17 protein-coding genes are annotated in these 23,122 nt (G+C 72.9%); 14 read left to right on the plus strand and 3 right to left on the minus strand.

From position 1 onward, the window contains the following. Positions 1-111: 111 nt before the first annotated feature. Positions 112-720 (plus strand): adenylosuccinate lyase, encoded by a 609-nt coding sequence (locus DIZ27_RS00750; protein WP_109376290.1) that lies wholly within the window; start codon positions 112-114, stop codon positions 718-720. Between the two features lie 58 nt (positions 721-778). On the opposite strand, the gene DIZ27_RS00755 is transcribed toward DIZ27_RS00750, so the two are convergent. Together DIZ27_RS00755 and DIZ27_RS00760 are read right to left on the minus strand one after the other, a co-directional pair. Next, entirely contained in the window at positions 779-2,356 is a 1,578-nt protein-coding gene (locus tag DIZ27_RS00755) for an alpha/beta hydrolase (RefSeq protein ID WP_109376291.1), read from the minus strand. Between the two features lie 135 nt (positions 2,357-2,491). Continuing rightward, positions 2,492-3,544: an Rv2578c family radical SAM protein gene (locus DIZ27_RS00760; protein WP_109376292.1), complete on the minus strand. Its 1,053-nt coding sequence runs from the start codon at positions 3,542-3,544 to the stop codon at positions 2,492-2,494. Between the two features lie 182 nt (positions 3,545-3,726). On the opposite strand from DIZ27_RS00760, the gene DIZ27_RS00765 reads away from it, so the two are divergent. From DIZ27_RS00765 to DIZ27_RS00810, 10 genes are all read left to right on the plus strand, one after another. After that, positions 3,727-4,170, plus strand: coding sequence for an SRPBCC family protein (locus DIZ27_RS00765; RefSeq protein ID WP_109376293.1), 444 nt, complete (start codon positions 3,727-3,729; stop codon positions 4,168-4,170). Between the two features lie 170 nt (positions 4,171-4,340). Next, complete coding sequence (locus DIZ27_RS00770) at positions 4,341-6,848, plus strand: MFS transporter (protein WP_258308169.1); 2,508 nt, start codon at positions 4,341-4,343, stop codon at positions 6,846-6,848. A 129-nt stretch (positions 6,849-6,977) separates the two neighbouring features. Continuing rightward, complete coding sequence (locus DIZ27_RS00775; RefSeq protein WP_109376294.1) at positions 6,978-9,506, plus strand: SpoIIE family protein phosphatase; 2,529 nt, start codon at positions 6,978-6,980, stop codon at positions 9,504-9,506. Between the two features lie 136 nt (positions 9,507-9,642). Next, entirely contained in the window at positions 9,643-10,368 is a 726-nt protein-coding gene (locus DIZ27_RS00780) for a class I SAM-dependent methyltransferase (protein WP_109376295.1), read from the plus strand. Between the two features lie 112 nt (positions 10,369-10,480). Beyond that, positions 10,481-11,314: a M55 family metallopeptidase gene (locus DIZ27_RS00785; protein WP_109376296.1), complete on the plus strand. Its 834-nt coding sequence runs from the start codon at positions 10,481-10,483 to the stop codon at positions 11,312-11,314. Then, positions 11,307-12,611, plus strand: a complete 1,305-nt coding sequence (locus DIZ27_RS00790) for a M20/M25/M40 family metallo-hydrolase (RefSeq protein WP_109376297.1) — start codon at positions 11,307-11,309, stop codon at positions 12,609-12,611. Before DIZ27_RS00785 ends, DIZ27_RS00790 begins: the two co-directional genes overlap by 8 nt. Positions 12,612-12,615: 4 nt before the next feature. Then, the gene (locus tag DIZ27_RS00795) at positions 12,616-14,580 is read left to right on the plus strand and encodes a prolyl oligopeptidase family serine peptidase (protein ID WP_109376298.1); all 1,965 of its coding nucleotides are present in this window, start codon (positions 12,616-12,618) and stop codon (positions 14,578-14,580) included. Continuing rightward, on the plus strand, positions 14,577-15,512 hold the full coding sequence (locus DIZ27_RS00800) for an LD-carboxypeptidase (protein WP_109376299.1): 936 nt from the start codon (positions 14,577-14,579) through the stop codon (positions 15,510-15,512). The genes DIZ27_RS00795 and DIZ27_RS00800 overlap by 4 nt, the downstream gene beginning before the upstream one ends. Before the next feature lie 80 nt (positions 15,513-15,592). Then, positions 15,593-16,144: a GNAT family N-acetyltransferase gene (locus DIZ27_RS00805; RefSeq protein ID WP_109376300.1), complete on the plus strand. Its 552-nt coding sequence runs from the start codon at positions 15,593-15,595 to the stop codon at positions 16,142-16,144. Positions 16,145-16,221: 77 nt separating this feature from the next. Next, on the plus strand, positions 16,222-18,204 hold the full coding sequence (locus tag DIZ27_RS00810) for a DUF5107 domain-containing protein (protein WP_109376301.1): 1,983 nt from the start codon (positions 16,222-16,224) through the stop codon (positions 18,202-18,204). A 9-nt stretch (positions 18,205-18,213) separates the two neighbouring features. Here DIZ27_RS00810 and DIZ27_RS00815 read toward each other — a convergent pair whose 3' ends face one another. Beyond that, complete coding sequence (locus tag DIZ27_RS00815; RefSeq protein ID WP_109376302.1) at positions 18,214-18,567, minus strand: VOC family protein; 354 nt, start codon at positions 18,565-18,567, stop codon at positions 18,214-18,216. Positions 18,568-18,725: 158 nt separating this feature from the next. Between DIZ27_RS00815 and DIZ27_RS00820 the strand changes: the two genes are divergently transcribed. The 3 genes from DIZ27_RS00820 to ligD are packed head-to-tail and all read left to right on the plus strand — an operon-like array spanning position 18,726 to position 23,049. Continuing rightward, positions 18,726-20,237, plus strand: a complete 1,512-nt coding sequence (locus tag DIZ27_RS00820) for an NAD(P)/FAD-dependent oxidoreductase (protein WP_109376303.1) — start codon at positions 18,726-18,728, stop codon at positions 20,235-20,237. Then, complete coding sequence (locus DIZ27_RS00825) at positions 20,234-22,081, plus strand: transketolase (protein ID WP_109376304.1); 1,848 nt, start codon at positions 20,234-20,236, stop codon at positions 22,079-22,081. Before DIZ27_RS00820 ends, DIZ27_RS00825 begins: the two co-directional genes overlap by 4 nt. 29 nt (positions 22,082-22,110) lie before the next feature. Next, positions 22,111-23,049, plus strand: coding sequence for a non-homologous end-joining DNA ligase (ligD, locus tag DIZ27_RS00830; protein WP_109376647.1), 939 nt, complete (start codon positions 22,111-22,113; stop codon positions 23,047-23,049). Positions 23,050-23,122 lie beyond the last annotated feature (73 nt).

A 23,122-nucleotide genomic window follows, 5' to 3' on the forward strand; every position in this document is an offset into this window, starting at 1 on the left:
CGAGTGGGTCACTCGCTCCTCTGAGCTTAACTTGCGGGTAATGAGCGCGCCAGCCCCCGGTGTTTGTGATGTACGTCCCGATCAACTCCCCGGGCCCCTAACCTCTGGTGCATGGACGAAGAGTTGCGTTCGCTCACGGAGCGCTTACGGGCCGAGGCATCCGGCCCGGCGGCCCTCGACCGGCTCCTGGCGATCGAGGACCCCGATGCCCTGGCCGCCGTGCTCACCGAACCCGGGCAGCCGCTGTGGGCCAGGGAACTGGCCGCCTTCCGGCTGGGGCTGGCGGGGGACCGGCGGGCCTTCGAGTCCCTGGTGCTCCTCCTCAACCACCGCGACCCCCCGCGCTGCGCCGGCGCCGCGTACGCGCTGGCCCGGCTCGGCGACCCGCGCACCGCCCGCGCCGCCGCCGCGCTCGCCACCAACGAACTCCGTGTCGCCTACGCCCTGCACCCGGTACGCCTGCTGGTCGAACTGCGCGCCCCGGAGGCGGTGCCCGCCCTGATCACCACCCTGCGGCGCAGGCTGCGCCCCCACGACCCGTACCGCCGGGTCGCCCTCGCGTGTGTGGAGGGGCTGGGCGAACTCGGCGACGCCCGCGCCGAACCCGTCCTGAACGAGGCGCTCGCCCACCCGGCGCTGGCCGAGGCGGCGGTCCACGCCCTGGCCCGGATCCCCCGGCAGCGCCGGGCACCCGGCCCGCGCGTTCCCGGCCAGAGGTAGCGGGGCCGACCGAGGGCGCCGACGTCGGCACGGCCCGGTCGGTCGGCCCGTCGGATGCTCAGCTGCGGAAGCCGAGCAGGCCGTGCAGGGTCGATCCGCGTGCCGTGCCCGGCGTCGCCTTCGACGTCCGCGGCGTCGGATCGGGCAGGGCGTCGCACACCGCGTCGGCCCGACCGTGACCGCGTGGCACGGTCCCGTCGGCCAGATACGCCGCCAGATGCCCGTCGAGGCAGGCGTTGCCGCTCAGCGTGATGCCGTGGTTGCCGCCGCCCTCCTCGACCACCAGGCTGGAGCGGGCGAGCAGCCGGTGGACCGTCACACCGCCCCGGTACGGGGTGGCCGCGTCGTCGGTGGCCTGGAACAGCAGCGCCGGCGGCAGCTTCCCGTTGGCGATGTTCACCGGCCGCAGCGACCGGGTCGGCCAGAACGCGCACGGTGCGTTGTACCAGGCGTTGTTCCAGGCCATGAACGGCGCCTCCTCGTGCACCTCCCAGTTGTCCTTGCGCCACTGCCGCCAGTCCCGTGGCCAGGACGCGTCCCGGCACTCGACCGCCGTGTAGACGCTGTAGCCGTTGTCGCCGGCGGCGTCGACCGCGCCGAAGTCCTCGTACGCCTGGATCAGCGGCCCGGCGTCGGCGTCGTTCACATACGCCGCGAACGCCTCCGCCAGGTAGGGCCAGTAGCCGTTGTAGTAGCCGCCCGGGAGGAAGGTGTCCTCCAGCTCCGCGGCGCCCACCTTGCCGTCGGCGGGCTTCTCGGCCAGGGCCGCGCGCATCGCGTACCACTTGGCCTCGATCTTCTTCGCGTCGGTGCCGAGTCCGTACGTGGCGTCGTGCTCGGCGATCCAGCCCATGAGGGCGCGGTGGCGCTCGTCGAAGGCGCGGTCCTGGTCCAGGTTGGAGTCGTACCACACCTCGGTGGGGTCGACGATCGAGTCCAGGACCAGGCGCCGCACCCGCTCCGGGAACAGCTTGGCGTACACGGCGCCCAGATAGGTGCCGTAGGAGTAGCCGAGGTAACTGAGCTTCTTCGCGCCCAGCGCCTGACGGACCACGTCCATGTCGCGGACCGCGCTGGTCGTGTTCACGTGCGGCAGCAGGTCCGCGTACTTCTTGCCGCAGGCGTCGGCGAACGACTTCACGCGCTCGAGGTTGGCCAGCTCCACCGCGGGTGTGCTCGGCACCGGGTCCGGCCGCACCGGGGCGAACTGGCCCGGCGCGCAGTCCAGTGCGGGCTTGCTCGCGCCCACACCGCGCGGGTCGAAGCCGATCACGTCGTACTGGGCGGCCACCTCCTTCGGCAGCGAGGCCGCGACGAACCCGGCGAGCGTCAGCCCGCTGCCGCCGGGGCCGCCCGGGTTCACCAGGAGAGGACCCTGGTACGTCTTCGCGGTGTGCGGTACGCGGGACAACGCGAGCGTGATCCTTCGCCCGTCGGGACGGGCGTGGTCGAGCGGCACCTCGACGGACGCGCACTGCAGCGTCGGATGGCTCTTGGTGCCGCACTCCTTCCACACCGGCTTCGCCGCGCGGAACGCGTCGGCGCCGCTCGGTGCGACCGCTTCGGCGGGCAGGGCCGTCAGACTCCCGGCCATGACGGCGGCGGCACTGCACAGCACTGCTGCGCGTTTCCTCATGGGGCCTCCCAGGGCGGAGGGTCGGTGAACCGCGGGACTCACGGTCCACGCGGCATCGTCCCGGAACGCGCTCCCGGATGAACGCGTTCTACCGACTCTTGACCCGATCGGGTTGCCCGATGCCCTCGAACGCTCCTAAAGGAGCGAGAGTTGGGTCGGGCCGGACCCGGGAGACCCGGAGAGCGGCGGCCCGGCCGCCCCGGTGGGACCGACGCGGTGGGGCAGCTCCGCGCGCGTGGGGCCGATGCCGTACTCCCGGGCCAGGTCGTGCACCTGACGGGTGACCCGGCGCTGGTACCACTTCGGGGCGTAGGCGCCCTCCGCGTACAGCCGCTCGTACCGGCTCACCAGGTACGGGTGGTGCCGCCCGAGCCAGGACATGAACCACTCGCGGGCGCCCGGCCGCAGATGCAGCACCAGCGGCGTGACGGAGGTGGCGCCCGCCGCGGCGATCGCCCGCACGGTGGCCCGCAGTTGCTCCGGGCGGTCGCCCAGGAACGGGATCACCGGCGCCATCAGGACCCCGCAGCCGATGCCGTGCGCGGCGAGCGTCCGCACGACCTCCAGCCTGCGTTCCGGTGCAGGCGTGCCCGGCTCCACCGTGCGCCACAGCCCGGTGTCGGTGAAGCCCACGGAGACCGAGACGCCGATGTCGGTGACCCGGGCCGCCTGTCGCAGCAGCTCCAGGTCGCGCAGGATCAGCGTGCCCTTGGTGAGGATCGAGAAGGGGTTCGCGTGGTCCCGCAGCGCGGCGAGGATGCCCGGCATCAGCCGGTAACGGCCCTCCGCGCGCTGGTAACAGTCGACGTTCGTGCCCATCGCTATGTGCTCGCCCTGCCAGCGCCGGGCGGCGAGCTGACGGCGCAGCACGTCGGGCGCGTTCACCTTCACCACGATCTGGCTGTCGAAGCCGATGCCCGTGTCGAGGTCCAGATAGCTGTGCGACTTGCGCGCGAAGCAGTACACGCAGGCGTGTGTGCAGCCCCGGTAGGGATTCACGGTCCACTCGAAGGGCATGCGGGAGGCCCCGGGCACCCGGTTGAGGACCGAGCGGGCGCGGATCTCGTGGAACGTGATTCCGGCGAACTCCGGTGTGTCGAAGGTACGGGTGGTCACCGCCTCCGCGCCGAACAGCGCGGCGTCGGCCCGGCTGTGTTCGGAGCCCGGTGTGAGGTTCTCCCAGCGCATGACACCTCCTCGGTAGCACTGGTCCACAGAATAGAACAAGTGTTCCCTTGATCGTGTGAACGACATCTTCGGTCACCCTCCCGATCAGTTCCGGACTCCCGATTTGAGGGGCCGGGTGAGGGGGTGATTGGCTTGTGCCGACCCCTTGAGCACCCTGAGAACTCATGTCCTGGAGGAAATCGATGGCGCAGGTCGAGGCCACTACGGAGCGGATCGTCGCGGCGGACGCGGAGACGGTGTTCGACGCCATCGCCGACTACAGCGGCACGCGCGCGAGGCTGCTGCCCGAGCAGTTCAGCGAGTACGAGGTCCGGGAGGGTGGCGACGGGGAGGGCAGCCTCGTCCACTGGAAGCTCCAGGCCACCAGCAAGCGCGTCCGTGACTGCCTCCTGGAGGTCACCGAGCCGAGCGACGGCGAACTGGTCGAGAAGGACCGCAACTCCTCCATGGTCACCGTCTGGCGCGTCACCCCGGCCGGGGAGGGCAGGTCCCGGGTCGTCGTGACCACCACCTGGACGGGCGCGGGCGGCATCGGCGGCTTCTTCGAGAGGACCTTCGCGCCCAAGGGGCTCGGACGCATCTACGACGCACTGCTCGCCAAGCTGGCCGCCGAGGTCGAGAAGTAGCCGTCACTTCAAGAGGTCGGTGACGAGGGGAGGTTGGCCCCTGGGCGGCTCTCCTCACCGGTTCGAGTGATCTCCGCACCGGCCTTCCGTATGCCGTAACTCGTCGCGCTTGCTCGTAGTTGTCGCTTTTACGCGGGAATCGTGTGGCAGCGCGACGAGGGGAGCGGCACGTGGGCGGCACCGGCGGGATCACTCTGACGCAGGACGAACCGGTCGCGGCGGCGGCCCCGTCGGCCGAGCGTCCGCCTCCGGAACGGGCCCACGGACCGGGTCCGGAGGCGGTCCCGGAGCACGGCGCGGATTACGGCCCGGAGTACGAAGCGGAACTCGGGGCGGAGCCCCATCAGGGGCCGGCGGGCCCGGCGTTGAGCCGGCGCAGGGTGCGGCTGGTGTTCTTCGCACTGATGCTGGCGTTGCTGCTCGCCGCCCTCGAGCAGATGATCGTCGCCACCGCCCTGCCGAAGATCGTCGGCGAACTGCACGGCCTGGACCGGATGTCCTGGGCGATCACCGCCTATCTGCTCACCGCCACCATCGGACTGCCGATCTACGGCAAACTCGGCGACCTGTTCGGCCGCAAGGGCGTCTTCCAGTTCGCGATCGTCGTCTTCGTCGTCGGCTCCGCGCTCGCGGGCCGGGCGCAGACCATGGACCAGCTGATCGCCTACCGCGCGGTGCAGGGCGTCGGCGCGGGCGGACTGGTGATCGGCGTCCAGACGATCATCGCGGACATCGTGCCCGCACGGGAACGCGGCCGGTTCATGGGCCTGATCGGTGCCGCCTTCGGCCTCGCCTCGGTCGCCGGGCCGCTGCTCGGCGGCTACTTCACCGACCGTCTGTCATGGCGCTGGTGTTTCTACTTCAACGTGCCCTTCGGCCTCCTGACCCTGGTCGTCGTCGCCCTGGTGCTGAAACTCCCCAAGCCCTCCGCCAGACCCCGTCTGGACGTCCTCGGCGCCCTGCTGCTGGCCGCGGCCTCCACCTGCCTGGTGCTGCTGACCAGTTGGGGCGGAACCGAGTACGCCTGGGACTCGCGCGTCGTCCTCGGCCTCGGTGCGGGCGGCGCTGCGGCCACCGTGCTCTTCCTCGTCGTCGAGCGCTTCGCCGCCGAACCCCTCATCCCGCTCCGGCTGTTCAGGGACTCCGTCTTCAACGTCACCGCCCTGGTGGGGCTGGTGATCGGCGTCGCACTGTTCGGCGCGGCCAGCTACCTGCCGACGTACCTGCAGATGGTCGACGGTGCCACGGCCACCGAGTCGGGCCTGCTGATGCTGCCCATGATGGCCGGCATCGTCGGCGCCTCCATCGTCTCGGGGCAGCTCATCAGCCGCACCGGCCGCTACCGGCGTCACCCCCTGCTCGGCGCCGTCCTCGCCATCGCCGGCATGTGGCTGCTGTCCCGCCTCGAACCCGGCACGCCCCGGTTGCACTACAGCATCTGGATGGCCGTCCTCGGCGCCGGAATCGGCATGGTGATGCCCGTACTGGTCCTCGCCGTGCAGAACTCCGTGCGCCCCGGCGACCTCGGCACCGCCACCAGCGCCAACAACTACTTCCGGCAGATCGGCGGCAGCGTCGGCGCCGCGGTCTTCGGTACCCTCTTCGCCGGCCGGCTCACCGACGCGCTCGCCGAACGGCTCCCGGCGGGGGAGGGCGCGGGGCTGCCCGACGCAGGGTCGATCACCCCGCAGCTCGTGCACGCGCTGCCGCCCGCACTGCGCGACCTCTACATCCAGGCCTACGCCGACGCCATGCCGCGCATCTTCCTCTACCTGGTGCCGGTGCTCGTCCTCGGCCTGCTCATCACCTTCTTCCTCAAGGAGAAACCCCTGGTGTCCCACTACGCCCCCACCGCCGACCCGACAGCGGAAACACCGCACATGACGGCGCCCGTGCCGCAAGCCCGGTCGCCGCACACCGCGGGCATCGCCGTCTGCGGCACCGTCCAGCATCCGGACGGGACCGTGGTACCGCGCGCCGCGCTCACCCTCATCGACGTCGCCGGGCAGCAGATCGGGCGGGGCGCGAGCGGCGCCGACGGACGGTACGCGCTGGCCACCCCCGGTTCGGGGTCGTACGTCCTGATCGCCGCCGCGGGCGGGCACCAGCCGCAGGCGGTCTCGGTGACCGTCGGCGAGCGGCCCGTCGAGCTCGACGTCGTCCTCGGGGGCGCGGGCCGCCTCGCCGGCTGTGTGCTCACCGCCGACGGCTCGCCCGTACGGGACGCCATCGTGACCCTGACCAACGTCCACGGCGAGGTCGTCGCCACCACCCGCAGCGGCCGGGAGGGCGGCTACGAGATCACCGAGCTGGTGGCCGGTGAGTACACCCTCGCCGCGAGTGCGCCCGCGTTCCGCCCGGCCGCGCTCCCCGTCACCGTCCAGGCCGCCCGGGAGACCCGTCAGGACGTCGAACTGGCCGGCGGCGCCGTGCTGCGCGGCACCGTGCGGGCCGGTGGCGGGCGGGCCGTGGAGGACGCGCGCGTGACCCTGCTGGACGCGGCGGGCAACGTGGTCGACACCCTCACCACCGGGCCGGACGGGACCTTCCGGTTCGTCGACCTGTCGTCCGGCGAGTACACCGTCATCGCCGCCGGCTATCCGCCGGTCGCCACCGTGCTCCAGGTCGCCGGGGGCGGCCGCACCGAACGGGACCTGCAACTGGGCCACGAAGACTGACCACGGGCCGAACCCGGATGCGTACCCGGCGGGCAATTCCCGTATTGCCGCACATCGCCACCGGCCATGGCCGTACGGTGGTGACAGCGGTACAGATCTTGGGAGCCGTGGGGAGAGAGGGCCTGGGCCATGGACCGTGGCACCAAGCGGGACGCACCGGCCGACCAGGGAGCCGAGGACGGCGAGTCGGCCGAGGGCCTCGGCGTCGGCCGCATCCCGCTGGCCGTCGTCGTGGTGGACCGCGACGGGCTCGTCTCGCACTGGAGCACGGGAGCGCGACGTCTGTTCGGGCTCGCCAAGGATGATGTCCTCGGCCGCTCCGCCGCCGATCTGCTGCCCGTCTCCGGGGCCCTCCCCGACGGCGGCGAGGAGGAGGGCGGGTCGGCCGCCCGGCACGATGCACACGGCTCGTACGGTTCACACCGTTCATACGCGGCCCATGACGGTCTCGGCCCTGGTCTCGAGTTCTCCCTCGACCAGGGCCTTTCCTATCCGGCCGCGGGCCGTGCCCGCCTCGCTGCCGCCACCGCCGCCGTGTCCCGGTCCGGCCGGGTCGACGTGCTGTGGTGGGCCTATCCGCTGGTCGGCCCCGGGCGCGAGCGGCTGCTGGTGCTCGCCGCCGACGCGGAGGCGCTGCACGGCGAGGAGACGGAGGTGTTCGAGCGGATCGCCCCCGGATTCGCCCTGCACACCGACTTCCCCGGCTCCGCGGACCTGGCCCGCCGGCTCCCCGAGATCCTGCCCAGCATGAGCGTCGAAGAGAGCGCCCGCATCGTCGCCCAGATCCTCGAACTGGGCTATCCCGTCCTTGAGTTCAGCCAGAACGACCGGGTGCCCGTCACCCCCGACTGGGGGGTGCCCCGGCGTGCCGGGCGCAAGGCGCGCAGGGAGCGGGCGGCACGGGCCCGCGCGGCCGGCCGACCGGTGCCCGAGGAACTGCGCGAGGAGGGCGAGGACCTCGAGTACGCCGCCGTCCGCGAGCACCTGGAGTTCCTCAACGAGGTCAGCTCCCGGATCGGCACCTCCCTCGACCTGTCGCGGACCATCGTCGAGGTCAGCAAGGCCGTGGTGCCCCGCTTCACCGATGTCGCGGGCACCTATCTGCGCGAACAGGTCGTCGCCGGCGAGGGGTTCGACGAGGGCGTGCCCGACACCACCACCATGTGGCACCGGGTCGCCCTCGAGCACACCGACGAACCCGGCCGCTGGGACGACGTCGTGCCCGTCGGCGAGGCCATGCCCTTTCCGGCCCACACGCCGTTCTTCCAGTGCATGACCACGGGCGAGCCCGTTCTCGTGCCGCGCATCACCGAGGAGATGGGCCACGCCATCGCCTCGCAGTTCGAGAAGCGCGACATCCGCCCGCTGATCACCGGCCGCTCCATGCTGGTCGTGCCGTTGAAGGCGCGCAATGCCGTGCTCGGCTTCATGATCCTGCTGCGCCACCCGGAGCGGCAGGACTTCAACGACATGGACCGGGTCACCGGCGCCGAACTCGCCGCCCGCGCGGGCCTGGTGCTCGACAACGCGCGCATGTACACGTACCAGGAGAACGTCGCCGAGACGCTCCAGGAGAGCATGCTCCCGCACATCCCGCCGCGCATGGCGGGCTGCGACATCGCCACCCGCTATCTGCCGGGCACCCTGCTCGGCCGGGTCGGCGGCGACTGGTTCGACTCGGTGAAACTGCCCGGCGCCCGCACCGCGTTCGTCGTCGGCGACGTCATGGGCCACGGCCTGAACTCGGCCGCCATGATGGGCCAGTTGCGTACGGCCGTGCAGACCATGGCGGCGCTGGACCTGCCGCCCGCGCAGCTGCTGCGCAATCTCGACGACCTCGCGCAGCGGCTCGGCGACACCTACCTGGCGACCTGCCTGTATGCCGTCTACGACCCCATCGCGAGCGAGCTCCACCTCGCCAACGCCGGACACATCCCGCCGGTCCTGGTCCGCGCGGCGGACGGCCGCAGCGAACTGCTCGACCTGCCCACCGGCGCCCCGATCGGCGTCGGCGGAGTGCCCTTCGAGGCGGTACGCGTACGGGTGGAGCCCGGCGACCGGCTGGTGATGTGCACGGACGGGCTGGTCGAGGTGCGCGGCGAGGACATCGGTGTCGGCCTCGCCGCGCTGTGCGAATCCGCCGCCCACCCGGCCGCGTCCATGGACGACGCCTGCGACACCATCATCCGCGCCCTCGCCGTGACGTTCTCGGAAGCGGGGCGCGGAGGCCGCAAGGACGACGTGGCCCTGCTGATGGCACGCCTGAGCGGCATCGAGCCCGACCACGTCGCCGAGTGGCGGCTCGTCCCCGACCCGTCGGAGGTCGCCCGGGCCCGCGCCATGGTCCGCGAGCAGCTGCACGAGTGGGGTGTGGGCAAGCCGGCCGACCATGCCGAGTTGCTGGTCAGCGAACTCGTCACCAACGCCGTACGGCACGCCCACGCCCGGCCCGTCGCTCTGCGCCTGGTCCGTGGTGACACCCTGCTGTGCGAGGTCGAGGACGACGACCACGAACTGCCGACGCTGCTCGACGCCGAGCCGACGGACGAAGCCGGACGCGGACTGCGGGTGGTCAGCACGCTCGCGCGGGAGTGGGGCACCAGCCGGACCACCTCCGGCAAGACCGTGTGGTTCGAACTGACCCTGCCGCGCCGCTGACCCTGCCGCGCCGCCGAGCCGGCGCGAACGAGGCGTGAAGGAATGCGCCGTGTGCTTGTCCGCGCGCCCCGGCGCGCGATACACCGTACTGGCCCGTCGCACAGGCGGGTTCGCTTCACACTCCTGGGAGTTGGGCATGAGCGTGACCGGTCGGTACCGGGAGGCGTGGGAGGGTTTCTGGCGTGAGGCGCCGGACGAGCAGGGTGCCGTGTTCTGGGACGCGGAACCCGCCCTGACCGTCGCCCGCCATCTGACCCTGTTCGAACCGCATCTGTCCGACCCCGGTCTGCCCCTGGTGGACCTGGGCTGCGGCAACGGCACCCAGACCCGCTTCCTCGCCGACCGTTTCCCGTACGTACTCGGTGTCGACCTGTCCGCCGCCGCCCTGGAGCACGCCCGTGCGGCCGATCCGGCCGGCCGGGCCGGGTACCGACAGCTGGACGCCGCCGAGAAGGACGAGCCGCAGGGGCTGCACACGGAATTCGGCGACGTCAACGTCTACGTGCGGGGCGTGTTGCACCAGTGCGAGGCCGACGACCGGCAGCCCGTGGTGGACGGCATCGCCACCCTGGTCGGCGAGCGCGGCCGTGCCTTCCTCGTCGAACCCTCCGAGGCCGCCGGGCTCGTGCTGCGCGACCTGGCGGCCTCGCCGGCCGGGCCGCCGCCCAAGCTGGCGTCGATCCTCCGGCACGGCATAGCGCCCGGCAAGGTGGCGGACGAGGCGGTACCGGAGTTCCTGACGGCGGCCGGGCTGACCCTCCTGGCGACCGGCACCCTGCCCCTCACCACGACCGAGTACACGCCCGAGGGCACCCGCGTGGAACTGCCGTCCGCCTGGTACGTGGCGGGGCGCGCCGCATGACATAGAGGTCGGCGGGGGTGCGGGCCGAGTTCCCGTCCCGTCATTGGTCTGGGCCGGTGAGAGTTTTCCACAGGCCTGGCCGCGCTTCGGCACCACAACGTAGCGTGAGCGCATGAAGATCCTCATCAGTGCGGACATGGAGGGCGCCACCGGCGTCACCTGGCCCGCCGACGTGCTGCCGGGCACACCGCAGTGGGAGCGCTGCCGGTCGATGTTCACCTCCGACGTCGACGCCGCCGTGCGGGGCTTCTTCGACGGCGGCGCCGACGAGGTGCTGATCAACGAGGCGCACTGGAGCATGCGCAATCTGCTCCTGGAACGACTCGACGAGCGGGCCGAGATGCTCACCGGGCGGCACAAGTCGCTGTCCATGGTGGAGGGCGTGCAGCACGGCGACGTGGACGGCATCGCGTTCATCGGCTATCACGCGGGAGCCGGCATGGAGGGCGTCCTCGCGCACACCTACCTCGCCAACTCCATCACCGGAGTGTGGCTGAACGGCGAACGGGCCAGCGAGGGCCTGCTCAACGCGGCCGTCGTCGCCGAGTACGGGGTACCGGTCGTCCTGGTCACCGGCGACGACGTGGCCTGCGAGGACGCCCTCGGCTACGCGCCGGGGGCGCTGAAGGTCGCGGTCAAGGACCATGTGTCGCGGTACGCGGCCGTGTGCCGCACGCCCACCAGGACGGCCGCCGACATCCGGGCCGCGGCGAAGGAGGCCGCCGTGCTGGCGGTCCGTCAGGAGCCGGTGGCGGCCGGCCCGTTCACCGTCGAGGTGGAGTTCGACGCGGAGCACCTGGCCATGGCCGTCACCGTGGTGCCGGGCGTGGCCCGCGTCGGCGAGCGGAAGGTGGCGTACACGAGCGGGACCATGCACGACGGGATCCGCACCTTCAAGGCGGTCACCACGATCGCCTCGGCCGCGGTGGAGGAGCAGTATGGCTGACGAACGTGCCCTGGACGAGGTCGTGACGTTCACCTCCGAACTCATCCGGATCGACACCACCAACAGGGGCGGGGGCGACTGCCGGGAGCGGCCCGCCGCCGAGTACGCGGCGGAGCGGCTCGCCGGGGCGGGCCTGGAGCCGGTGCTGCTGGAGCGCACCCCCGGCCGGACCAACGTCGTCGCGCGCCTCGCGGGCACCGATCCGACGGCCGACGCGCTCCTCGTCCACGGCCACCTCGACGTCGTACCTGCCGAGGCCGCCGACTGGAGCGTGCACCCGTTCTCCGGCGAGGTGCGCGACGGGGTGGTCTGGGGTCGCGGCGCCGTCGACATGAAGAACATGGACGCGATGATCCTCGCCGTGGTGCGGGCCTGGGCGCGGCAGGGCGTGCGGCCCCGGCGCGACATCGTGATCGCGTTCACCGCGGACGAGGAGGCCAGCGCCGAGGACGGCTCCGGGTTCCTCGCAGACCGGCACGCGGCGCTCTTCGAGGGCTGCACCGAGGGGATCAGCGAATCGGGTGCCTTCACCGTCCACGACGGCTCCGGCCGGCAGCTCTACCCGATCGCGGCGGGGGAGCGCGGCACGGCCTGGCTGAAGCTGACCGCGCGCGGGCGGGCCGGGCACGGCTCCAAGGTCAACCAGGACAACGCGGTGACCCGTCTCGCCGCCGCCGTCGCCCGCATAGGCGAGCACGAGTGGCCGCTGCGGCTCACCCCGACCGTCCGTGCGGCGCTCACCGAACTCGCCGCCCTGTACGGTGTCGACCCCGACCTGTCCGACGTGGACACGCTGCTCGCCAAGCTGGGCCCGGCCGCGAAACTCGTCGAGCACACCCTCCGCAACAGCAGCAACCCGACGATGCTGGACGCCGGTTACAAGGTCAATGTGATTCCCGGGCAGGCCGTGGCCCACATCGACGGGCGGTATCTGCCCGGCGGGGAGGACGAGTTCCGCGCCACCATGGACCGGCTCACCGGGCCGGACGTGGACTGGGAGTTCGAGCACCGGGAGCCGGCCCTCGAGGCGCCGGTGGATTCGAGGACGTTCGCGCGGATGCGGGCCGCCGTTCAGGAGTTCGCGCCCGAGGGGCACACCGTGCCGTACTGCATGTCCGGCGGCACGGACGCCAAGCAGTTCTCCCGCCTCGGTATCACCGGCTACGGGTTCGCCCCGCTGAAACTGCCGGAGGGCTTCGACTACCAGGCCCTCTTCCACGGAGTCGACGAGCGCGTCCCGGTCGAGGCGCTCCACTTCGGTGTCCGCGTCCTCGACCGGTTCCTGCGGACGGCCTGAGCGAATGGGGGAAACGGTGCAGATCCTGCCCTACGGCGAGTGGCCCTCGCCCATCGACGCGGCCACGGCCGCGGCACACGACGGAAAGCCCGAGTTCGTGGGGTTCGTCGGGGACGAGGTGTGGTGGACCGAGCCCCGGCCCGCCGAGGGCGGCCGGCGCACCCTGGTGCGCCGGCACTCCGACGGCACGGAGGTGTCCGTGCTGTCGGCGCCGTGGAACGTGCGCAGCCGGGTCGTCGAGTACGGCGGACGGCCCTGGGCCGGGTTCGTCCGGGACGACGACCCGCTCGTGGTGTTCGTGAACTTCGCCGACCAGCGCCTCCACCGCTATGAACCCGGCGGCGAGCCGCGTCCGCTGACCCCTCTCTCCCCGGTGGGGCAGGGGCTGCGCTGGGCCGAGCCGACGCTGCTGCCGGACCGCGGCGAGGTGTGGTGCGTCCTGGAGGAGTTCACCGGCGACGGGCCGAGCGAGGTGCGCCGCGTCCTGGCCGCCGTACCGCTGGACGGCTCGGCCGCCGAGGACCGCGGCGCTGTCCGTGAACTCACCGACGACCGGAACCGGTTCGTCACCGGTCCGCGCCTGTCACCCGACGGGCGGCGCGTCGCCTGGCTGGCCTGGGACCATCCGCGCATGCCGTGGGACGGCACCGAACTGCGTCTCGCCGAGGTCGCACCCGACGGCACCCTGCACGACGCCCGCACCGTGGCCGGCGGCCCCGGCGAGTCCATCGCCCAGGCCGACTGGACGCACGACGGCCGGCTGCTTCACACGAGTGACCGCACCGGCTGGTGGAACCTCTACCTCGACGGCGAACCGGTCTGCCCGCGCGAGGAGGAGTTCGGCGGACCGCTGTGGCAGCCGGGATCGCGCTGGTTCGCCCCGCTGGACAGCGGCCTGATCGCCGTCGTGCACGGCCGGGGCGCCACCGCGCTCGGCATACTCGACCCCGAGACGGGCGAGGTCGTCGACGCCGCCGGGCCCTGGACCGAGTTCGCGCCCACGCTCACGGCGCACGGCGAGCGGGTCGTCGCCGTCGGAGCCGGACCCCGCAGCGCCCCCGAGGTGGTGGAACTGGACACCCGCACCGGCAGGACCCGGGTGATCGGAGCCCCGCACAAGGACGCCGTGGACCCCGCCCACTACCCCGACCCGCAGGTCCGCACCTTCACCGGTCCGGGCGGCCGGGAGATCCACGCCCATGTGTACCCGCCGCACCACCCCGACTGCGTCGCGCCCGACGGCCAACTGCCGCCGTACGTGGTCTGGGCACACGGCGGGCCCACCGGCCGGGCCCCCCTCGTGCTCGACCTGGGGATCGCCTACTTCACCTCACGCGGCATCGGCGTCGTGGAGGTCAACTACAGCGGCTCCACCGGATACGGACGCGCCTACCGCGACCGGCTGCGCGAGCAGTGGGGCGTGGTCGACGTCGAGGACTGCGCGGCCGTCGCGCTCGCCCTCGCCGACGAGGGCACCGCCGACCGCGACCGGCTCGCCATCCGCGGCGGCAGCGCCGGCGGCTGGACCACGGCCGCCTCCCTCACCACGACCGACGTCTACGCCTGCGGCACCATCCTCTACCCGGTGCTCGACCTGACCGGCTGGGGCCCGGGGGAGACCCACGACCTCGAGTCCGAGTACCTCGAGAGCCTCATCGGCCCGCGCGCCGAGGTCCCCGAGCGGTACGCCGAACGCTCGCCCGCCGCGCACGCCGACCGGCTCACCGCCCCCTTCCTGCTGCTCCAGGGCCTGGACGACGTCATCTGCCCTCCCGTGCAGTGCGAGCGGTTCCTGGCCCGGCTGAAGGGAAGGAAGGTGCCGCACGCGTATCTCACCTTCGAGGGCGAGGGGCACGGCTTCCGGCGCACGGACACCATGGTGCGGGCCCTGGAGGCGGAACTGTCGCTGTACGCCCAGGTGTTCGGCCTGACGGTGCGGGGAGTGCCGGTACTGGAGCTCACCGAATGAGCAGGGTCGAGCCATTGCTGCGGCCGCCCCGGCCCGGTCCCGGTGCCCGGGTGGCCGTCGTCGCGCCCAGCGGGCCCGTGCCGGAGGAGCGGCTCCAGAGCGGGCTGGACGTGCTGCGCGGCTGGGACCTCGACCCGGTGGTCGCCCCCCACGTCCTGGACCGGCACCAAGACTTCGACTACCTCGCCGGCACGGACGCCGACCGGGCCGCCGACCTGCAGTCCGCCTGGTGCGACCCCGCCGTGGACGTGGTGATGTGCGCCCGGGGCGGCTACGGCGCACAGCGCATGGTCGACCTGCTCGACTGGACGGCGATGCGGGCCGCCGGGCCGAAGGTGTTCGTCGGGTTCAGCGACATCACCGCCCTGCACGAGGCGTTCGCCACCCGGCTCGGCCTGGTCACCCTGCACGGGCCGATGGCGGCGGGCATCGACTTCGTCAAGAACGCACGCGCGCAGGAGCACTTGAAGGCGACCCTCCTCGCCCCGGAGACCGTCCGCACCATCACCTCCCCCGACGGCACCGCGCTGGTCCCCGGGCGGGCGCGGGGCGTCACCCTCGGCGGCTGCCTCGCCCTGCTCGCCGCCGACCTCGGCACCCCGCACGCCAGAGGCTCCGCGCGCGGCGGGCTGCTGTGCCTGGAGGACGTGGGGGAGGAGCCGTACCGGCTCGACCGGTACCTCACCCAACTCCTGCGGGCCGGATGGTTCGACGGGGTGTCGGGGCTGCTGCTCGGCTCCTGGGCGCAGTGCGAGCCGTACGAGACGGTGCGGGCCCTGCTCGCCGACCGGCTCGGCGGCCTGGGCGTGCCCGTGGCCGAGCGGTTCGGCTTCGGTCACTGCGACGGGGCGCTCACCCTCCCCTTCGGAGTCCCGGCCGAACTCGACGCGGAGGCGGGCACCCTGACACTCGACGAACCGGCACTGAGCTGATCCCGTCCGGCACCGGCACGGGCACGCCCGGCGCGCGGGCACGTCCGGCGGCCCCGGGGTGCCCGGGGTAGGGTCGCACCGTGCCGCACACCGCCTCCCGCCACCTCGCCGAGGGCCCCCGCGTGGGGATACGGCACTTCACCCACGCGGACAGCGCGGAGTTCACCGCCCGCGCCCGGGAGAGCAAGGACCTGCACCGCCCCTGGCTGTTCCCGCCGGACCACGCCGCGGCGTACTCCGCGTACGCGGAGCAACTGATCCGGGACCCCGCCAAGGCCGGCTTCCTGGTCTGTGAGAAGGCCGACGGCTCCATCGCCGGGTTCATCAACATCAACAACATCGTCCACGGCGCGTTCCAGAGCGGTGCCCTCGGCTACGGCGCGTTCGCGCACGCGGCGGGTCGCGGCCTGATGCGCGAAGGACTGGAGCTCGTCGTACGGCACGCGTTCGGGCCGATGCGGCTGCACCGGCTGGAGATCAACGTGCAGCCCGCCAACGCCGCCTCCATCGCCCTGGCCCGCAGTTGCGGATTCCGCCTGGAGGGCTTCTCACCGGACATGCTCTTCATCGACGGGGCCTGGCGCGACCACGAACGCTGGGCGCTCACCCAGGAGATGCGCAACCCCCGCTGACCCCCTGCCCGCCGCCGTCCCGGTCGGCGCGTCCCGCCCCTGTTCAGACGGGCGGCCGACGGCTTCCATGGGTAACCGTGACGACGATCCGACGTGACACGACGACCCTGCCCGCCGCACACCTGGGCCCGGACAACCCCCTGCCCGCCCTGCGGCCCCTCGACGAGGCACACCGCATCGAGGACCGCGACAAGGAGGACCTGCCGCGCGACATGGCCCGGCAGGTCGGCTACGCCCCCCTGCACAGCCTGCTGCCCGTACGGGTCCGTGACGGCTACGACCGGCACCGCCGGCCCCGCCCGCTGGACACCCTGGTGATCGAGAACGACCGGCTGCGGGCCACCGTGCTGCCCGGCCTCGGCGGCCGGGTCTCCTCCCTGCTCCACAAACCGACCGGCCGTGAACTCCTGTACCGCAACCCGGTGTTCCAGCCCGCCAACTTCGCCCTCAACGGTGCCTGGTTCTCCGGCGGCATCGAATGGAACATCGGCGCCACCGGCCACACCACCCTCTCCTGCGCACCCGTGCACGCCGCCCGCGTGCCCGCTCCCGACGGCGGGGAGATGCTGCGCCTGTGGGAGTGGGAACGGCTGCGCGACCTGCCCTTCCAGGTAGACCTGTGGCTGCCCGACGGCTCCGACTTTTTGTACGTCGGCGTCCGCGTCCGCAACCCGCACGAGCGGCCGGTGCCGACCTACTGGTGGTCCAACATCGCCGTCCCCGAGGAGTGCAGGGTCCTCGCCCCCGCCGAGGAGGCCTGGCAGTTCGGCTACGAGCGGCGACTGCGCCGGGTGCCGGTGCCCGAGTACGACGGCGTCGACCGCACGTACCCGCCGAACAGCACCTACGCCGCCGACTACTTCTACGAGGTGCCGGACGACCGCAGGCGCTGGATCGCCGCCCTGGACGCCGACGGCCACGGGCTGGTGCAGACGTCCACCGACGCGCTGCGCGGCCGGAAGCTGTTCGTGTGGGGCCGGGGGCCCGGCGGGCGGCGCTGGCAGGAGTGGCTCACCGAGCCGGGCACCGGCGGTTACTGCGAGATCCAGGCCGGGCTCGCCCGCACCCAGCTCGAACACGTCCGGCTGGAGGCCGGCAGCGAGGTGACCTGGCTGGAGGCGTACGGACCGCTCGACGCACCGTCGTGGTCAGGACGGTGGCCCGATGTACTGAGTGAGACGGAGACCCGGCTGGAGGCGGCCCTGCCGCGCGCCGAGGTCGACGCGGCCCACGCGGCCTGGCTGCCGCACGCCGACGCCGAACCCGGCGAGAAGCTGGCCATCGGCTCCGGCTGGGGCGCGCTGGAAGTACTGCGTGCCGGCTGGAAGCTGCCCGGTACACCGTTCGACGCGAGCACGCTGACCGCGGACCAGGAACCCTGGCTGCACCTGCTGCGAGCCGGCTCCCTCCCCGAGCCGCCCGGCAGCCGGCCGCCCGGCGGGACGCTGGTCGCCACCCACTGGCGGGACATGCTCGAGACGGCCCCCGCGACCCCCCTCACCGAATACCACCTCGGCATCGCCCAGTGGCACGCCGGTGACCGGGCACAGGCGGTGCGCAGTTGGGAACGGGGCCTGCGGGACGCCCGGCCGACGCGCCGCTGGGCGACCCTGCGCTGCCTCGCCGTGGCCGACCAGGAGGACCGCAACCCCGAGCGCGCCGCCGACCGCTACAGGCAGGCCTTCGACGATCTGTGGAGCGCGGCCGGGGAGGCACCACGCCTCGCCGGCGGCGGTGACGCCGAGCCGTGGGCTCCGGTCGTCGCCGCACTCGGGCGGGAGGCGACCGAGGCGCTGCTCGCAGTGGGGCGTACCGCGGACGCGCGGTCCGTGTGGCGGAGGCTGGACCCCGCGGTCCGGGCGGGCGGACGGCTGCGCCTGGTGGAGGCGGCGCTGCTGCTCGCCGAGGGCCTGCGCGACGAGGCCCGCGCCGTGTTCGACGCGGGCTTCGAGGTCGCCGACCTGCGGGAGGGGGACGAGGTGATCGGACGGATGTGGCAGCGGCTCACCACGGAGCCGCTGCCCCAGCGGTACGACTTCCGGATGCGGCCCGCACCGTGACCGCGTGACTCAGACGGTGGCGCGGCGGTCCGCGTACTCGTAGACCGCCCCGTCCGGGTGCCGTGCGATGAGGTTGCGGCCCACCGGGGTGGGGAGCGGGCCCGCGACGATGTCCGCGCCCATCTCCGCGAGTACCCGACCGGCCTCCTCGACGTCCTGCACCGCGATGGTCGCCGCCACCTTGCGCAGCACGTCCAGTTCGGCCGCGGGACCGCTCATCAGCAGGAAACAGCCGACCGCGGCCACGTGGACACCGGCCCGCTCGAAGCGGAGCGCCTTGCCTCCCGCCAGCCGCTCGTAGAAGGGGATCGCGGTCTCGATGTCGTCGACGCAGACGCGCAGCGTGGCACCCAGTATCTCCATGCGGCGAGCCTAGGGCCTGTCCTTCGGATCACGCCGGACTTCCGGGGGCCGGAAAGCGCCGGAGGCGCGGGGGCGCGGGCCGGTGCACGTTTGGCGGCCGCGGCGAGGGAAACGCGGAAGTCTCCCGAGCCATGCGACGACAGCGCTGGAGGCGAACCGTGAGTCGACCCCGCATCGTGATCATCGGTGCCGGCTTCGCCGGATACCGCACGGCCCGCACCCTGTCCCGGCTCGCCCGGGGAAGGGCCGAGATCACCCTGCTGAATCCGACCGACTACTTTCTGTACCTGCCCCTGCTGCCCCAGGTCGCCGCCGGCATCCTGGAACCGCGCCGCGTCACCGTCTCCCTCTCCGGCACGCTGCCGTACGTGCGACTGGTGCTGGGCGAGGCCGACGGCATCGACCTCGACGAGCGGACCGTGCGCTACACCGACCCCGAGGGGGACCGCGGCACCCTCTCCTACGACCGGCTGGTGCTGGCCGCCGGCAGCGTCAACAAGCTGCTGCCGATCCCCGGCGTCGCCGAGCACGCCCACGGCTTCCGCGGTCTGCCCGAGGCGCTGTATCTGCGCGACCACGTGACCCGGCAGATGGAACTCGCGGCCGCCACCGACGACCCCGCGAGCTGCGCCGCCCGGTGCACCTTCGTCGTGGTCGGAGCCGGTTACACCGGAACCGAAGTCGCCACGCACGGAAAGCTGTTCAGCGACGCGCAGGTGCACAGGCATCCCCTGCGGACGGGCATGCGACCGCGCTGGCTGCTGCTGGACATCGCCGACCGCGTCCTGCCCGAACTCGACGAACGGCTCTCCTCCACCGCCGACCGGGTGCTGCGCGAACGGGGTGTGGAGGTACGGATGGGGACCTCCGTGAAGGAGGCCACGCACGACGGAGTGCTGCTGACCGACGGCGAGTTCGTCGACACGAGGACGCTGGTGTGGTGCGTGGGCGTGCGGCCCGATCCGCTCGCCGAGTCGCTGGGCCTGTCCATGGAACGCGGGCGGCTGCTGGTGGACCCGCACCTGCGGGTGCCGGGGCGGCCCGAGGTGTTCGCCTGCGGTGACGCGGCGGCGGTGCCCGATCTGGAGAAGCCCGGCCAGTACACCCCGATGACCGCGCAGCACGCCTGGCGGCAGGGCAAGCTCTGCGCGCACAACATCGCCGCCTCCCTCGGTGACGGCCAGCCGCGCGCCTACCGTCACCGCGAGCTGGGGTTCGTGGTGGACCTGGGTGGCGTCAAGGGGGCGGCCAACCCGTTCGGCGTCAATCTGTCCGGCCCGGTGGCCGGAGCGGTCGCCCGCGGCTACCACCTCGCGGCGATGCCCGGTAACCGGGTGCGCGTCGCCGCCGACTGGCTGCTGGACGCCGTACTGCCGCGTCAGGCGGTGCAGTTGGGGCTCGTACGGTCCTGGTCGGTGCCGTTGGACACGGCGTCCCCGGAACTCGCCCGGGTGCCGTCCGGCCCGGAGCGGAAGCGGTCCGGCGACGAGACCGCCGAGCCGGCCGGGAACCGACCGGGCGGGGAGGCGGCGAAGAGCCGGCCCGGAGGCGAGCCCGCGAAGAGCCGGCCCGGCCCCCGGCCGCCCACCGGCTCCCACGCCTCCCCCGGCCCCGTCAAGCGCACCGACTGCCCCGCCGATCCCCGCGATCAGGCCGAAGGAGACTCATGAAAACCGGTGAACTCGCCGAGCTCGGACAGCAGTTGCGAGTGGACAGTGTCCGCGCGGCCGCCGCCGCGGGCTCCGGGCACCCCACGTCCTCGATGTCCGCGGCCGACCTGATGGCCGTCCTGCTGGCGCGCCACTTCCGCTACGACTTCGACCACCCCGACCACCCGGGCAACGACCGTTTCGTCCTCTCCAAGGGACATGCCTCGCCCCTGCTGTACGCCGCCTTCAAGGCGGCCGGGGCCATCGACGACGAGGAACTGCTCACCTTCCGCAAGCTCGGCAGCCGCCTCGAAGGACATCCCACGCCCAGGCGGCTGCCCTGGGTCGAGACGGCCACCGGGTCGCTCGGCCAGGGACTGCCGGTCGGCGTCGGCATCGCGCTGGCCGGGAAGCGGCTCGACCGGTCCGGCTACCGGGTGTGGGTGCTGTGCGGGGACAGCGAACTGGCGGAGGGCTCCGTGTGGGAGGCAGCCGAGCACGCCGGGTACGAGAACCTCGACAACCTCACCGCCGTCGTGGACGTCAACCGGCTCGGCCAGCGCGGCCCCACCCGGCACGGTCACGACCTCGACGCCTACGCCCGCCGTTTCGCGGCCTTCGGCTGGCACACGGTGGAGGTGGACGGCCACGACGTCGACGCCGTCGACCGCGCCTACGGCGAGGCGGCCTCCACCAAGGGGCAGCCGACCGTGATCCTCGCCCGCACCCTCAAGGGCAAGGGCGTCGCGGCCGTCCAGGACCGCGAGGGCCTGCACGGCAAACCGCTGCCCGAGGCCGACGAGGCGATCGCAGAACTCGGCGGCCCGCGCGACCTGCGCCTGAGGGTGCGGGAGCCGGCCGACGCCCGCGCGCTGCACGCCGTGCACACCGGGCAGGCCGAACCGCCCCGGTGGGACGAGGGCGAGGAGGTGGCGACGCGCAACGCCTTCGGTGAGGCGCTGGCCGCCCTCGGTACCGTGCGCAGCGACGTCGTGGCCCTGGACGGTGAGGTCGGCGACTCCACCCGTGCGGAGTTCTTCGCCAAGGAGCACCCCGAACGCTACGTCGAGTGCTACATCGCCGAGCAGCAGATGGTCGCCGCGGCGGTCGGCGTGGCGACACGCGGCTGGGTGCCGTACGCGACCACGTTCGCCGCCTTCCTCACCCGCGCCCACGACTTCATCCGCATGGCGTCGATCAGCGGTTCCGGCATCAACCTGGTCGGCTCGCACGCCGGCGTCGCCATCGGCCAGGACGGGCCCAGCCAGATGGGTCTGGAGGACCTGGCGATGATGCGGGCGGTGCACGGTTCGACCGTGCTGTACCCCTGCGACGCCAACCAGACCGCACGCCTGGTCACCGCCATGGCGGACCTCGACGGCATCCGCTACCTGCGCACCTCGCGCGGCGAGGGCCCCGTCCTCTACGGCCCCGACGAGGAGTTCCCCGTCGGTGGCAGCAAGGTGCTGCGCTCCTCGGCCGGGGACCGGCTGACCCTGCTCGCGGCGGGCGTCACGGTGCCCGAGGCCCTGGCCGCCGCGGACGCCCTGGCGGGCGAGGGCATCGCGGTACGGGTGATCGACCTGTACTCGGTCAAGCCCGTCGACCGGGACACGCTGCGCCGGGCGGCGGAGGAGACCGGCTGTCTGGTGACGGTGGAGGACCACCGCCCGGAGGGCGGGCTGGGGGACGCGGTCCTCGACGCCTTCGCCGACGGGCGGCCCGTCCCGCGCCTGGTGCGGCTCGCCGTCCGCGACATGCCGGGGTCGGCCTCCCCGGAGGAGCAGTTGCACGCTGCCGGCATCGACGCCGAGTCGATCGCGGCGGCCGGGCGGCTGCTGGTGGAGGAGGCGATCGTGCCGTGAACGACGGGGGTGAAGGAGACGATCACGCCGTGAGCGACGACGGCGGGGTGCGACCGGTACGGGCCGGCCGCCGCACCGTGCGGATCCGCCGGCCGGGGAAGGTGCTCTTCCCCGGCGGCGAGGGCGCCGAGGAGTACACCAAGGGCGACCTCGTCGACTACCACCGGGCCGTCGCCCCGTTCATGCTGCCGCACCTGCGGGGCCGCCCGCTGATGCTGGACCGGCGCCCGGACGGCCTCGACGGGCCCACGTTCATGCAGAAGAACACCCCCGAGAGCTACCCGGAATGGATCACCCGAGTCGAGGTCGCCAAGGAGGGCGGCACGGTGTGCCACACCGTGTGCGACGACACGGCGACCCTGCTGTACCTCGTCGACCAGGCGAGCATCACCTTCCACCGCTGGCTCTCCCGCGCCGCCCCGATCGACCGGATCGACCGTCCGGACCGGATGGTCTTCGACCTCGACCCCGCCGAGGACGACTTCGAGACGGTGCGGGAGGCGGCGCGGCTGCTGGGGGAACTGCTGGGCGAGCTGAGGCTGCCCACGGCGCTGATGACCACCGGCTCCCGGGGACTGCATGTGATCGTGCCGCTGAACGGTGACGACGCATTCGACGACGTGCGCGCCTTCGCCCGCGAGGTCGCCGACACCCTCGCCGACGCCCACCCCGACCGGCTCACCACCGCCGCACGCAAGAAGGAGCGCGGCGACCGGCTCTACCTGGACGTGCAGCGCAACGCCTACGCGCAGACCGCGGTCGCGCCCGGCACCGTCCGGGCCCTGCCCGGCGCCCCCGTGGCGGCCCCCGTCTCCTGGGACCAGCTGGACGACCCGGAGCTGCACGCCCGCCGTTGGACCGTCGCCGACGCCGTCGAACAGCTGCGGACCGACCCCTGGGCCGGACTGCCGCGCCGGGGCCGCGCCCTGGGACCGGCCCGCCGACGGCTGGACGCGCTGCGGGGCTGACCGGTCCGGCCGGACGACCAGGCACGGAGCGTGACCGCGGCAATCGGGTGAGCCCCTGGAGGTTTGGCTGAGG

Source organism: Streptomyces sp. NWU339, assembly GCF_003143855.1.
Taxonomy (GTDB): domain Bacteria; phylum Actinomycetota; class Actinomycetes; order Streptomycetales; family Streptomycetaceae; genus Streptomyces.